The sequence below is a fragment of the Arthrobacter paludis genome, from assembly GCF_056782315.1.
The window spans coordinates 1-13,117 of sequence record NZ_JBXAEW010000009.1; the positions used below are offsets into that span (position 1 = coordinate 1).

The 13,117-nt window shown below is 74.1% G+C and carries 12 protein-coding genes; all 12 read right to left on the bottom strand.

The features are described from left to right. Positions 1-9: 9 nt before the first annotated feature. Complete coding sequence (locus tag AC1Q5D_RS08890) at positions 10-447, bottom strand: IS5 family transposase (protein WP_481737904.1); 438 nt, start codon at positions 445-447, stop codon at positions 10-12. A 49-nt stretch (positions 448-496) separates the two neighbouring features. Further along, positions 497-1,465 carry an ArsA family ATPase gene (locus AC1Q5D_RS08895; protein WP_481738231.1) on the bottom strand — a complete coding sequence of 323 codons (969 nt, stop codon included), beginning with the start codon at positions 1,463-1,465 and terminating at the stop codon, positions 497-499. Then, complete coding sequence (locus tag AC1Q5D_RS08900) at positions 1,456-1,755, bottom strand: cory-CC-star protein (RefSeq protein ID WP_481738232.1); 300 nt, start codon at positions 1,753-1,755, stop codon at positions 1,456-1,458. The genes AC1Q5D_RS08895 and AC1Q5D_RS08900 overlap by 10 nt, the downstream gene beginning before the upstream one ends. A 2-nt stretch (positions 1,756-1,757) precedes the next feature. After that, a complete protein-coding gene (locus tag AC1Q5D_RS08905) occupies positions 1,758-3,458 on the bottom strand; it encodes a carbon starvation CstA family protein (protein WP_481738233.1) in 1,701 nt (566 codons plus the stop codon). Between the two features lie 142 nt (positions 3,459-3,600). After that, complete coding sequence (locus AC1Q5D_RS08910) at positions 3,601-4,437, bottom strand: DUF559 domain-containing protein (protein WP_481738234.1); 837 nt, start codon at positions 4,435-4,437, stop codon at positions 3,601-3,603. A 304-nt stretch (positions 4,438-4,741) separates the two neighbouring features. After that, positions 4,742-6,325, bottom strand: a complete 1,584-nt coding sequence (locus AC1Q5D_RS08915; RefSeq protein ID WP_481738235.1) for a sialidase family protein — start codon at positions 6,323-6,325, stop codon at positions 4,742-4,744. Further along, the gene (locus AC1Q5D_RS08920) at positions 6,325-7,011 is read right to left on the bottom strand and encodes an N-acetylmannosamine-6-phosphate 2-epimerase (RefSeq protein ID WP_481738236.1); all 687 of its coding nucleotides are present in this window, start codon (positions 7,009-7,011) and stop codon (positions 6,325-6,327) included. The genes AC1Q5D_RS08915 and AC1Q5D_RS08920 overlap by 1 nt, the downstream gene beginning before the upstream one ends. A gap of 48 nt (positions 7,012-7,059) precedes the next feature. Further along, positions 7,060-8,043 carry an ROK family protein gene (locus tag AC1Q5D_RS08925; RefSeq protein ID WP_481738237.1) on the bottom strand — a complete coding sequence of 328 codons (984 nt, stop codon included), beginning with the start codon at positions 8,041-8,043 and terminating at the stop codon, positions 7,060-7,062. A gap of 2 nt (positions 8,044-8,045) precedes the next feature. Continuing rightward, positions 8,046-8,975, bottom strand: coding sequence for a dihydrodipicolinate synthase family protein (locus tag AC1Q5D_RS08930; protein WP_481738238.1), 930 nt, complete (start codon positions 8,973-8,975; stop codon positions 8,046-8,048). Next, positions 8,972-9,898, bottom strand: coding sequence for an ABC transporter ATP-binding protein (locus AC1Q5D_RS08935; protein ID WP_481738239.1), 927 nt, complete (start codon positions 9,896-9,898; stop codon positions 8,972-8,974). The genes AC1Q5D_RS08930 and AC1Q5D_RS08935 overlap by 4 nt, the downstream gene beginning before the upstream one ends. Beyond that, a complete protein-coding gene (locus tag AC1Q5D_RS08940) occupies positions 9,898-12,057 on the bottom strand; it encodes a dipeptide/oligopeptide/nickel ABC transporter permease/ATP-binding protein (RefSeq protein WP_481738240.1) in 2,160 nt (719 codons plus the stop codon). Before AC1Q5D_RS08940 ends, AC1Q5D_RS08935 begins: the two co-directional genes overlap by 1 nt. Positions 12,058-12,060: 3 nt before the next feature. Beyond that, the gene (locus tag AC1Q5D_RS08945; protein WP_481738241.1) at positions 12,061-13,014 is read right to left on the bottom strand and encodes an ABC transporter permease; all 954 of its coding nucleotides are present in this window, start codon (positions 13,012-13,014) and stop codon (positions 12,061-12,063) included. Positions 13,015-13,117: the final 103 nt, after the last annotated feature.

A 13,117-nucleotide genomic window follows, 5' to 3' on the forward strand; every position in this document is an offset into this window, starting at 1 on the left:
ATCGCGTGGTCAGGCGGCTCCGGGCCGGTTTTCTTGTAATTCGCTCCGGCCCCCTGTGTCCCGGGCAAGGTTCGCGCCGTGCTGGTGCACGCGCACGATGGTCGAGTCGATCGAGGCCACCCAATCCAGGTCGCCCACTTCCTCGGCCCGGGTCTGGACCACTTTGTGCACCCGGTCCCAGGTGCCGTCCTTGGCCCAGCGGTCGAAGTTCTTGAAGACGGTGTTCCAGTTCCCGAACCGCTCCGGGAGGTCCCGCCAGGGGGCGCCGGTACGGAACTTCCACACCACGGCCTCGACCACGGTGCGGCGATCGGCCACGGGGCGCCCGGTTCCCTTGTACGGGGGAAACACCGGACCGATCACTTCCCACACGCCATCGGAGATCAAATCGCGATTAGCCACCAGACCATCGAACCCGATCCTTGCCTCATGACGCTTTAGCAACACACCCTAGGGCGCCCGTTGCGTCGCCGATGCCGCGCGGTCCCCGAGGCCGCTAGCCCACGAGCCGCGAGAAGCGCTCCACCGCCTCCGGCCCGGTGACCTCCCCGCCGAGCAGCGGCAGCTCCACGACGGGCACCCCCGGCAGCCGCTCGGAGAGCGTGCCGAGGTGCGCGGCCTCCGCCGCGTGGCGCTCCGCGAGGAACTCGCCGCGGTCGGCGGGGGAGCGGCGGTTGACGGCCAGTGCGGCCACGTCCATCCCGGTCCCGGTCAGCTCCGCGTGCAGGGCCGCGGACTCCAGGACCGGCATGCGCTCGGCGGTCAGGACGATGACGAACGCCGTCAGCGCCGGATCCGTGATCAGGGAGTGCATCCGGGTGAACAGGGCCTGCCGCGTCTCCAGCACGGACCGGATCCTGGCGTCCCGGGCCTCCTGCCCGCTGCGTGGCCCCTCGTCGGCCCTGCGGGACTCGAGCCCCCGGATCGCGTCCGTGAAGCTCTCCGTCTTGGCCCGCCGGGCGAGCAGCCCGTCCGTCCAGGCGGCCATGAGGTGCGGCAGGTCCAGCAGGCGCGTCGTGTGGCCGGTGGGCGCGGTGTCGAAGACGACGACGTCGTGGCTCTCGAGGCCCTCCGTCGCGATCCCGCTGACGCGTTCCAGCATCGCGGCCTCGTGGGTCCCCGGCGACTGCCGCGCCAGGTCGAAGTACCGGTCGACCTCGCGGTGGAGGTGCTCGGGCATCATGCCCTTGACGGTGTGGGAGACGGCCGTCAGGTGCTCGTCGGCCGTCTCCGCGGGGTCGATCTCCGTGCCGGTCACCCCCGGCGCCAGTTCCACGCGGCCGGAGCCGATCTCCCGCCCCCACAGGTGCCCGAGGTTGTGGGCGGGGTCGGTGGAGACCAGCAGGACGGACTTGCCGGCGCGGGCCAGGGCCGCTGCGGTGGCGGAGGACAGCGTCGTCTTCCCGACGCCGCCCTTGCCGCCGAAGAAGAGGACGCGCCGGTCGGCGAGGTGGTTCAGCAGCATGAGATCGAGTCCAAGGGGGAGCGGTCCATGCCCATCCGTCGGTGCCATTCGTGGAACCGCTCGTAGACCACGGGCATCAGCTCCACGGTGTAGTAGGTGGCGGGGTTGGGCACGCCCAGGGCCTCGGAGAACACCATCATCATGAACAGGTCCTCCTCGTCGCGGCGGGCCCGGGCGAACGTGGCCCGGTAGGGCCCGGCGTAGAAGTCGTGGAGCCCGCGGCCTACGGCCGCAAGCTTCTCCCTCCACGCCGGGACACCCACCGGGCCGGCGTCGTTCGCGTCCGTCATGGTCAGAGGCGCGAGGACGGGTCGAGCTCGTCCGCGTCGTCCTCGGTGACCGCCGGCTCGCGCCGGGCCCGGTTCATCGAACCGACCGCCTCGATGACCACCCACACGGCGGCGACCAGGACGACGGCGTCGAGCACCAGCAGCAGCCAGTTCTGCTGGGCCACGAACTGGCCCATCTGCACGAACAGGGCGTACACGCTGACCACCAGCACGAACACCAGCGGCAGCAGGACCGGCAGGACCGGGCGGCGCTTCTGGATCAGCATGACGGCGATGATGGACAGGGTCAGCGCGGCCAGCAGCTGGTTGGTGGTGCCGAACAGCGGCCAGATGACCATGCCGCCGGAGCCGTCGCCGCCCGCGCCGAAGGCCAGGCCCATGGTGCAGGCCAGCACGATCAGGGTGGAGACCACGGTGTTGAGCTTGCAGCCCATGATCTCGCCGATCTCGGAGACCACGAACCGCTGGAGGCGCACGCCGGTGTCCATTGTCGTCGCGGCGAACAGGACGGCCATGGTGGCCAGGATGGTCGCGGAGAGCGACACGGGGATCCCGAGGCCAGCGTTGATGATCCCGCCGCCGGCGGTGACGAACGCGCCGACGCCGCCCTCGTTGAACGCGGAGTAGACGGCCTCCCAGTCGGCCAGCGTGCGGAAGCCGGCCGTCGTCGCGATGACCGTACCCAGGGCCAGCAGACCCTCGCCGACGGCGCCGAAGTAGCCCACCAGGCGGGCGTCCGGCTCGCGGTCCAGCTGCTTGGAGCTGGTGCCGGAGGAGACGATGCCGTGGAACCCGGAGATCGCGCCGCACGCGATGGTGACGAACAGGAGCGGGAACAGGCTCGGGGTCCCCTCGGGGACGTTCTGGTTCACGGCGGGGGCTACGACGGCGGGGTGCGAGAAGGCGATCGCCAGGTACAGGATGCCCAGGCCGATGAACAGCTGCAGGCCGTTGATGTAGTCGCGCGGCTGCAGCAGCATCCAGACCGGCAGCAGCGACGCGATGCCGGCGTAGAGGAACAGGACCACGATCCAGAAGGCGGTCGCGCTCATGCCCAGGATGGTCTCCGGCAGCACGATCGGGAACGCGTCGCCGACCAGCATGAGGCCGTAGAGGGCGAGCACGCCGACGATCGAGACCAGCGGCAGGTTCCACTTGAGCCGGTAGATCGCCTGCCCGATCAGCAGCGCGACCACGATGGCGCCCCACGTCGGGATGACGGCCGTCGGGGTGGAGACGAGCAGGCCGGCGATGACGACGGCGAAGACCGCGTTGACCATCAGCAGCAGCAGGAAGATGACCACGAGGAACAGGTTCCGGCCGTGCTTGCCGATGTAGCGCCCGGAGAGCGTGCCGACCGAGCGGCCCTTGTGCCGGGCCGAGGCCCACAGGGAGCCCATGTCGTGCATGCCGGCGAAGAACACCGTGCCGAGCGTGACCCACAGGAACGCGGGCAGCCAGCCCCAGATGACCGCGACAGCCGGCCCGACGATCGGGGCGGCGCCGGCGACGGACGTGAAGTGGTGGCCCCAGAGCACCCACTTGTTCGTGGGGACGTAGTCCACCCCGTCCTCGTAGCGGTGCGCCGGGGTGGCGTACGCCGGGTCCAGCTTGAAGACCTTCTGCGAGATGAATTTCGAATAGAGGAAGTAGCCGAGCAGGATCATTGCGACCCCTATGACGGCCAGGACGAGCGAGTTCAAGGTTGCCTCCTTTGTGCCATGCCCTGGTGGGGCCCGATATGGCCGGCCCCCACCCTCCAACCTACCGAGTGGTGGGCCGGATCACGGGAGTGACAGGCGCGGCCACGGCCAACGGGCCCGCCGGAGCGCCGAGCGGGCCGCCCTACGGGACGCGGACGCGGACCAGCCCAAAACGGCGAAGGGTCCCCAGCACCGCCGCCACGACCTCGTCTTCCCTGAACAGGAAGTACTCGGGCAGGAAGCGCAAGGTGGCGAAACCCTGGGCGGCGGCCTCGTTGTTCCGCCGGTCGTCCCGCTGTTTGGCATCGCGGCCCGAGTGGTAGGCGAGGCCGTCGACCTCGAGAATGAGTACGCCGCAGACCAGGAAGTCGACGCGGCCGATCCGTGGCACCTGGACCTGTTCCCGGAACGGGATGCCTTGGCGGAGCAGGAGCAGGCGGGCCGCCACCTCGGGGTACGAGTCCGCTGAGCCAGTGACCAGACGAAGCCGCCGCCGGTGCGGGCCGAGCTTCGGAGCCGACAGCTCCGCCTCGAGCTCGGACCTGCTGATGCCGTGGTGGCGCATCGCGGACTCCGCCACGGCCACGGCATCCAGATCGTCCAGACAGCCCAGGGCATGGACGACGACCGTGCGGACGTCGGCGAGCGGGAGGTACGGGTGGTCCGAACGGACCGGGCCCCGGTGCACCACGACGCCGCGGGCGCGGCCGTGGTCGCAGAGCAGGTGCAGGGGCCGGGCCTGGTTGCCGATCCACAGCCCGTGGTCCCGGGCGGCCGATGCGCACGTCAGCAGGCCCGAGCGTTGGAGGGCGCCGCGGACATCGGCTCGGTGCTGGGGGAGCGCCACGAGTCCACGGCCGGGCCGGACCAGCCCGTCCGCGACGCCCCGCGCAACCTCAGACCGGGCGAACCCGGCGCGCTGCAGGTCCCGGGTCCTGGCGATGCCGCCGCTGCGCACCAGGAAGTCATCGAGGTCCATCTCCCTAGTGGATCGGCTCTGGCGTGGCCGGGCCCGCCGAGTCCATGCTCTGGGGAAAACCCGGGGCGGGGCACGGGCTGTGCAGGCCGCGTGCCCAAGGCCGGAGGGACTGGTCCCCGTGCCGTTCCGGGGCCGTCACCGTGCCTTCCGGTCCCCGTCCTTCACCGGTCCGTCCCGTGCTTTGCGGTCCGCCCCGGCGGCCATCATGCGCACCGTCCCAATTCTTCGCGGGGCAGGGCCGCTTCCGTGCAGATAGCGCTCCACGGCGCCGGTTCGGACGAGAGAACTGGGACAGCGTGTGCGATCAGCAGGCCACGACGTCCCAGTTCAGGCATGGCGCAGGGTCGGGCCGGGCCGCCGGGCCGGGCATCCGGACGTTGAGGTGCAACCACACGGCGGTGGCGCCCGGAGCGATCGTCTGCCCGGCCGATTGCCCGGCCGTTTGCCCGGCCGTTTGCCCGGCCATTTGCTCGGGCGCGTGCGCGGGCCCCTGCCCGGGCCCCTGCGGACCGAGCGGCCGCACCCGGACGGCCGTCGCGCCCGTGTTCGTCACCGCCGCCGAGTACGTGACGGTGTCCCCGGCCTGGATCCCCGGACGCGGCGGCCCGTAGTTCGCCAGCAGGTCCTCGCGCGTCGCCACGACCTGCGCGCCGGCCTGCCCGACCTCCTTGCCCGCAGGCCCGTAGCCGGAATCCGCCTCCTCCAGGACGGCGTGCTCGCCCGTGAAGACCCAGCGGGACGGGGGAGCGGGCGTGATCGAACGCGGCACGACCTCGACCCGCAGCTCCGGGTGTCCGGGCAGGGGCTGCGCCCCGGGAACGGCGGGCGGCTCCTCCGGGGCCGCGTCCTCCCGCGCCGCGCCATCCAACGCCTCCCGCGGCACCCGGGCGAAGGCGATCTCCTCGTACGCGCCCCGCTCGTACAGCACGCCGAGGGCCCCGTCCGGCAGCTCCGCGGCGGTCGAGTACCCGGACGCCCCCGCGCACAGGACCACGGCCCCGGCCCAGGACAGCCCATCCGGGGAGTGCCGCACTACGGTGTTCCGCCGCAGGAACGGGTGGGCGTTGTGCGTGGCCACGAGCCCGCCGCCCAGGGCCGTCACGGAGCCGTTGTCGCTCGGGTCCGGCAGTGCGGGCTCCGGGACGGGGATCCCGAACGTCGCCCCGCCGTCCGCGGAGCGGGCCACGAGCCGGTGCGGCGTCGCGCGGGAGTGCAGCAGGACGGTCCCGTCGGGCAGGGCCGCGACCGAGGACTCGTTCGTGTGCGTCCCGTCCGCGGCGGGGGCCAGCGGCTCGCCGAGTGCCCACGTCTCGCCGTGGTCGTCGCTGCGGGCCACGGCGGCCGCGATCCGCCCCGAGGCCAGCAGCACCACGCAGGGCTGCAGCAGCCGCCCGGCGAACGGACCCGCAGGCACGTGCGTCCCCGAGCCCGACGCCGCGAAAATGCCGCGCACTCCGGGCCCCTTCAGGGAGCCGGTCAGCCGCCGGTGCCGCCACGTGGCCCCGTCGTCGTCGGAGACGGACACGTCCACGTGCTGCGTCCGCTCGGTGCCCTCCTCCGACTCGAAGAAGCCCCACCGCGTCGTCGCCGCGTGGAAGCAGAACACCCGGCCGGTGGCCGGGTCCACGAGCAGGGACGGGTCCCCGTACCCCTCGAGCCCCGGGCCGGTCCGCAGCACGCGCTGCGCCTCCCACGTCTTCCCGCCGTCGCGGCTGCGGCGCAGGACGAGGTCGATCGGCGCCGGCAGGTCGTCCAGCGTGGGCCGGGCGTCGTAGGCGGCCAGCACGGTCCCGGCCGTCGTCACCGCGAGCGCCGGGATCCGGTACTGCCGGTAGCCGCCGACGCCGCGGGCCGCCAGCACCGTCTGCTCGATGCCGTCCGGGCCCACTACGCCTCCAGCGCGTCGACGAACCATCCGGCGATCGAGGCCGGGTGCGTGATCGCCGTCCCCACGACCACCGCGAACGCCCCGGCGTCCAGCGCCGCGCGCGCCTGCGCCGGCGTGTGGATCCGCCCCTCGGCGACGACCGGCCGGCCCAGGTCCGCGGCCGCGAGCTCCTCGATCAGGGCGAGGTCCGGCCCGTCGGTCTTCGGGCGCTCGCCGGTGTACCCGGCGAGGGTGGTGCCGATGAGGTCGGCCCCGGCCTCGGCGGCGGCCCGCGCGTCGGCCAGGGACCCGCAGTCCGCCATGACCCGCGCCAGCGACCCGGCGCGCACGGCCGCCACGGTCTCGGCCAGGGTCCTCCCGTCCGGCCGCTCCCGCCGCGTCCCGTCCAGCGCCACGACGTGCGCCCCGGCGTTGGCGACGGCCAGCGCGTGCGCCACGGTCGGGGTGATGAACACGCCGTCCCGCCCGTCCTTGAACAGCCCGATCACCGGCACGTCCACCGCGGAGCGGGCGGCCTGGATGTCGGCGAGCCCCTGGACGCGCACGGCCGCGGCCCTGCCGATGACGGCCGACGCGGCGACCTGGGCCATGGTGCGCGGGTCGCGCATGGGCTCGCCGGGGTAGGCCTGGGCGGAGACGACCAGCCGGCCGCGCAACGCGGCGAGCGCCTCGTCGGTGAGCAGCATGGGTTCCTTTCGGGGGATCGTGGGGGAGGGGACGACGGCGGTGCGCGGCTACCGTGCGGGGCCGGGGCCGGTGCCGCGCAGCACCAGCGACGCGGCGCCGACGGTCGGGGCGTCCGCGCCGAGGACGGCGGGGACGGGGCGGGTGGCGCGCAGCGCGGGGATGGTCTCCGCGGCGTAGGCCTCCAGCAGGGGCCCCCACCACAGCGGCCCGGCCCCGGCCAGCCCGCCGGAGACGACGACCGTCTCCGGGTCGATGGCGTTGGCGAACCCGCCGAGCGCGGACCCGGCGGCGCGGGCGGACACGGTCACGGCCTCGAGCGCGGCCGGTTCGCCGTCGCGGGCGCGGGCGAGGACCTCGCGGGTGTCCGCGCCGGCCCCGCCGAGCCGCAGGTGCAGCCGGTGCAGGGCGGGCCCGGACGCGATCGCCTCCAGGTGCCCGGTGCCGCCGCACGTGCACGGCAGGCCCGCGGCGGCCGCGGAGGGGACGTGCCCGAAGTGCCCGGCGACGCTGTGCGCCCCGAACAGCGGCCGGCCGGCGACGAGCTGGGACCCGCCGATCCCGGTCCCGAACGCGATCAGCAGCGCCGACCCGGTCCCGGCGGCCGCCCCGAGCCAGGCCTCGCCGAGCCCGTGCGCGTGCACGTCGTTGACGGCCTCCACGCGGGGCACGGCCCGGCCGAGCCGGGACAGCAGGCCCGCGCGCAGGTCCGTGCCCGTCCAGCCGGCCAGGTTGTTGGTCGCGTCCTCGACGCGGGCGGTGGCGGGGTCGACGACGCCGGCCGTGCCGAGCCCGAGGCCGGCCAGGGCCAGGGAGCGGCGGGCGGCGTCGGCGGCGAGGCGCTCGGCGAGGGCGGCGATCCCGTCGAGCATCGCGTCCGGGCCCGCCGCCGCCGGGGTGGGGGCGGAGAGCCGGGCCAGCACGGAGCCGTCCGCGCCGACCAGCGCCGCGGCGGTCTTGGTGCCGCCCAGGTCGACGCCGATCGCCGCCGCCGGCCCGGCGCCCGGCCCCCCGCCGCCGTCGTCGTGACCCATCGCTACAGCAGCCCCGCGTCCGCCAGGAGGCCGCGGATGCGCGCGGCCTCGTCCGAGTTCAGGGCCTCCATGGGCGTGCTCATCGCGTTGGAGCCGATCACGCCGAGCTCCACGAGCGCGGTCTTGAACGCGCCGAGCCCGCCGGCGCCGCCGGAGACGCGGGCGGGGTCCGGGACCTCGACGATCCGGAACAGCTCCACGAGCCGGTCCTGCTCCTTGCGCGCGACCTCCCAGTCGCCCCCGGCGGCGGCGTCGAAGAGGCGCCGGTACCCGGCCGGGTCCACGTTCGCCAGGCCCGGGACCAGCCCGTCGGCGCCGGAGAGCAGGGCCGCGTCGCAGACCACCTCGTGCCCGGTGAACAGCGAGAACCCGTCGATGCCGCGGGTGAGCAGGCGCAGCTGCCGGAACGCGATGTCGTTGCCGGAGGAGTCCTTGACCCCGGCCAGCGTGCCCTCGGCGGCGAGCTCGGCGACCAGGGCCGGGTCCAGCTTGAGGTGGGTGCGCACCGGGATGTCGTACGCGAAGACCGGGACGTCGACGGCGGCGCGCACGGCGCGGAAGTGCCGGAGCACCTCCCGGCGGTCGGAGATCGCGTAGTAGGGCGTGGTGACGACGACGCCGTCGGCCCCGGCCGCCACGGCCCGGCGGGCCTCCTCGATGACGCGGGCCGTGGTCTGCTCGTTCGCGCCGACCAGCAGCGGCACGCGCCCGGCGGCCGCGGAGACGACGGCGGCGAGCACGTCCCGCCGCTCGGCGTCGGTCAGGTACGGGGTCTCCCCGGAGGAGCCCAGCGGGAACAGCCCGTGCATGCCCCCGCGGATCAGGTGCTCGACCACCGCCTCCACGCCGGGGAGGTCGACGGCGCCGTCGGCCGTGCGCGGGGTGACGACCGGCGGGACGACGCCGGTGAAGGTGGGGGCGGTGGTGGTCATGCTTCCTCCGGGTGGTTGGCGGGCGCGTCGAGCAGGCTCGGGGCGGCGCCCAGCAGGGTGCGGGTGTAGTCGTTGGTGGGGCGGTCGAAGACCCGGGCGGCGTCGCCCTCCTCGACGATCTCGCCGTCGTTCATGACGCAGATGCGGTCGGAGACGTAGCGGACGGTCTGGATGTCGTGGGAGATGAAGACCATCCCCAGGTCCAGCCGGGCCTTGAGGTCGCTGAGCAGGTTGAGGACCTGCGCGCGCACGGACACGTCGAGGGCGGAGGTCGGCTCGTCGGCGACGATCACCTCCGGCTCCAGGGCCAGGGCCCGGGCGATGGCGACGCGCTGGCGCTGCCCGCCGGAGACCTGCGTCGGCGCGACCTCCGCGGCGGAGCGGGGCAGGCCGACCAGCTCGAGCAGCTCGTACACGCGGGCCGTGCGGCTGGCGCGGGTGCCGATCCCGTGCACGGCCAGCGGGTCCGTGAGGATGTCGTGCACGGTCATGCGGGGGTTCAGGGCGGTGGCCGGGTCCTGGAAGACGATGGACACGGCCCGGCCGAACTCCTTGCGCCGCTTGCCGTGCGCCGCCAGCTCCCGGCCGCGGAAGAGGCGCTGGCCGTGCGTGGGCTCCTGCAGGCCCACCAGCACGGAGGCCAGGGTGGACTTGCCGCAGCCGGACTCGCCGACGATGCCCACGGTCTCGCCGCGGCGGACCGCGAAGTCCACGCCGTTGACGGCCTTGACGATCGTGGGCCGGAACAGCTTGCCGGTGCGCGCCCGGTGGTGGACGTGCACGCTGCGCAGCTCGATGACCGGCGTGGACGACGGCGCCGCCGCCCCGGTGCCGGGTCCGGGGTGGGCCGCGGCCTCCCGGGCGCCGGCGGCCGTGCCGCCCGCGGCGTCCGACGCGGCGTCCCGGCGTTGCTGCGTGCCCATCATCGCTGGCCTCCTTCGGCCCCGGCCCCGGCGAGTTCGCGCTCGGCGGCCGCGTAGTAGTGGTCCTCGTCGGCGACGCGCACCAGGGACAGCGCGCGCAGCGGGTCGGCGCCGGGGTCCAGCGAGCGCGGCGCGAACCGGTCCCCGGCGGCGAAGTCGCGCGGGCTGGGCACAGCGCCCGGGATCTGGTGCAGCCGCCCGGAGCCGGACTCGATGGAGAGCACCGCTCCGAGCAAGCCGCGCGTGTACTCGTGGCGCGGGTCCGCCAGCAGCGGGGCGGTGGCGCCGGACTCGACGACCTGCCCCGCGTACATGACCGTGATGCGGTGGGCCAGCGAGGCGACGAGCGCCAGGTCGTGGCTGACGAACACCATGGCGAAGCCCAGCTGCTCGCGCAGCTCGTTGAGCAGGTCCACGACCTGCTTCTGCACGGTCACGTCCAGCGCCGTCGTGGGCTCGTCCGCGACCACCAGCTTGGGGGAGCGGGAGAGGGCCATGGCGATCAGCACGCGCTGGCGCTGGCCGCCGGAGAGCTCGTGCGGGTAGGACTTCAGCGTCCGGCGGGGGTCCAACTTGACCAGGCGCAGCAGCTCCTCGGGGCTGAGCCGGCCGCCGCGGCGGGTGAGCTGCTCGAGCTGGTCGCGGATCAGCATGGACGGGTTCAGCGAGCTGAGCGCGTCCTGGTAGACCATGGCGATCTGGGATCCGCGCAGGCCGGAGTAGAGCCTCTCGCGGGTGGCGGCCTTGCCGTCGGCGGGGAGGAGCTCCTTGCCGCCGAAGCGGATGGAGCCGGTGACCTCGGCGTTCGGGGCGAGCAGGCCCATGACGGCCAGGGACGTGATCGACTTGCCGCACCCGGACTCGCCGACCAGGCCCATCGTCTCGCCCTCGCGCACCGTGAAGGAGACGCGGTCGACGATCGGGGTGTCCCCGTAGCGGTCCGGGAAGCGGATGGACAGGTCCTCGACCTCGAGGATCGGGGCGGCGCCCGGGTCCGCGCTCAGGCGGTCGGTGCGGGACGTCTCGGCGGCGCGCAGCCGCGCCAGGTGCTCGGCGAGCTCCGGCGGGGTCGGGGCCGGGCGGGCGACGGCGTCGCCCGCCGCAGTTCCGGCCGCCCCGGCGCCCGGACGGCCCGCGCCGGCCAGACCGGCGGCCGCGGCACCGTCGGCGGGGTGCGCGGGGGCCGCGCCGCCGTCGTGCCCCTCGACCCCGTCCAGCTCGTCGCGCTCGGCGACGGAGGACTGCTGGACCGTGGTGGCGACCGTGCGGGACGGGGCCTCGGCGCGGTCCTGCAGGGTCACGGGCTTGCGCAGGCGGGGGTTGACCATGGCGTCGGTCAGGCCCTCGGCGAGCACGTTCAGCGCGAGCACGGTGAGCAGGATGAACGCGCCGGCGAACGTCGTGGCCCACCAGGCGCCGTTGAGGACCAGGGTGCGGCCGTAGGAGATCACGTTGCCCCAGGACGGCTGCGGGTCCTGCACGCCGGCCCCGAGGAAGGACAGGGAGGCCTCGAAGATGATCGCGTCGGCCACCATGACGGTGGCGAACACCAGCACGGGAGCGGCGGTGTTGCGGACGATGTGCCGGACGAGGATATGGAAGCGGCCGGCGCCCAGGACGCGTTCGGCGCGCACGTAGTCCTCGCCCCACTGGGCCAGGACGTTCGCGCGGACCACGCGGGCCAGCTGCGGGATGTAGATGACGGCGATCGCGACGATGATGACCGGGACCGTGTTGCCCAGCGTGGCGAGCAGGACGGCGGCCAGGGCGATGCCGGGGAAGGCCATGACGACGTCCATGACGCGCATGGTCCCCTCGTCGACCCACTTGCGGCCGGTCGCGGCGATCGAGCCGAGCAGCGCGCCGACGAGGATCGCCAGGCCGACGGCGCCGAGGCCGATCAGCAGGGACGTCTGGGCGCCGAAGAGGATGCGCGAGAGGATGTCGCGGCCGAGCCGGTCCGTGCCGAAGGGGTTCTCGGCGCTCGGGGGCTGGGCGGGGATGCCGGTGGCGAGCGGGTCGTGCGGGGCCAGCGCCGGGGCGAGGACGGCCGCCAGCGAGACGAGGGCGAGGAAGGCCAGGGCGAGCTTGGAGCCGGTGGGCAGGGCGCGGAGGGCGATGCCGGGGCGGCTGAGGCGGTCAGCGAGTCCGTACCGCATGGGTCACACCGTCCTGATTCGGGGGTTGATGAGCACGTAGAGCAGGTCGACGGCGATGTTCACGAGCACGAAGGTCAGCGCGATGGTGAGCGTGACGCCCTGGACCAGGTTGACGTCGTTGTTGGTGATGCCGTTGAGGATCAGCTGCCCCATGCCGGGCAGGGAGAAGATCATCTCGATGACGACGGCGCCGCCGAGGAGGTAGCCGATGCGCAGGCCCAGGACCGTGACGGGCGTGATCAGCGCGTTGCGCAGCACGTTGCGGCGGATCACCTCGGTGCGCGGCACGCCGTTGCCGATCGCGGTGCGGACGTAGTCCTTGTCCATCTCCTCGACCATGGAGGTGCGCACCACGCGGATCAGCGACGCGCACACCGGGATGGCCAGCGCGAGCGCGGGCAGGGCCAGGGACCGGAAGTAGCCGGCGGGGTCCTCGGCCAGCGGGACGAACCCGCCGGAGGGGAACAGCGGCACGCCCAGGGCCAGCCACTGGATGAGCAGGATGCCGAGCCAGAAGCTCGGGGTGGCGACGGCGGCGATCGAGAACACGCGGATCAGCTGGTCCGGCCAGCGGTCGCGGTGGAGCGCGGCGGCGACGCCGAGCGTGAGGGAGAGGACGACGGCGATGGCCACGCCCCAGAACGTCAGCTGCAGCGTCAGCGGGAACGCCCCGGCGATGATGCCGGAGATCGGCTGGGCGGGCGGGGTCGTGGAGCCGAAGTCCAGGACGAGCAGCCGGGCCAGGAAGGACAGGTACTGGAGGGGGAGCGGGTCGTTCAGGCCGCGCTCCTCCCGGTACCGCTCCTTGGCCGCCTCGCTGGCGCCCTCGCCGAGCGCGATGGTGGCCTGGTCGCCGGGGGAGAACTGCAGGACCAGGAAGACCAGCAGCGTCACGCCGAGGATCATGAAGGGCAGGGCGGCCAGGCGGCGGCCCAGCAGTCTGAGGATGTTGCCCACGTCGGGGGTACTCCCTTGCAGCGTCGGGGCGGGCGGATCGGTGGGGGTGGCCGCGCCCCGGGCGGGGCGCGGCCACCGGGCCGCCCGGCGGGACCGGGCGGCG

Excerpts from the sequence above, each read along its gene's own strand:
- AC1Q5D_RS08930 (WP_481738238.1), bottom strand. The coding sequence starts at position 8,975 with ATGACCACCACCGCCCCCACCTTCACCGGCGTCGTCCCGCCGGTCGTC.
- AC1Q5D_RS08925 (WP_481738237.1), bottom strand. The coding sequence starts at position 8,043 with ATGGGTCACGACGACGGCGGCGGGGGGCCGGGCGCCGGGCCGGCGGCG.
- AC1Q5D_RS08895 (WP_481738231.1), bottom strand. The coding sequence starts at position 1,465 with ATGCTGCTGAACCACCTCGCCGACCGGCGCGTCCTCTTCTTCGGCGGC.
- AC1Q5D_RS08900 (WP_481738232.1), bottom strand. The coding sequence starts at position 1,755 with ATGACGGACGCGAACGACGCCGGCCCGGTGGGTGTCCCGGCGTGGAGG.
- AC1Q5D_RS08920 (WP_481738236.1), bottom strand. The coding sequence starts at position 7,011 with ATGCTGCTCACCGACGAGGCGCTCGCCGCGTTGCGCGGCCGGCTGGTC.
- AC1Q5D_RS08940 (WP_481738240.1), bottom strand. The coding sequence starts at position 12,057 with ATGCGGTACGGACTCGCTGACCGCCTCAGCCGCCCCGGCATCGCCCTC.
- AC1Q5D_RS08910 (WP_481738234.1), bottom strand. The coding sequence starts at position 4,437 with ATGGACCTCGATGACTTCCTGGTGCGCAGCGGCGGCATCGCCAGGACC.
- AC1Q5D_RS08935 (WP_481738239.1), bottom strand. The coding sequence starts at position 9,898 with ATGGGCACGCAGCAACGCCGGGACGCCGCGTCGGACGCCGCGGGCGGC.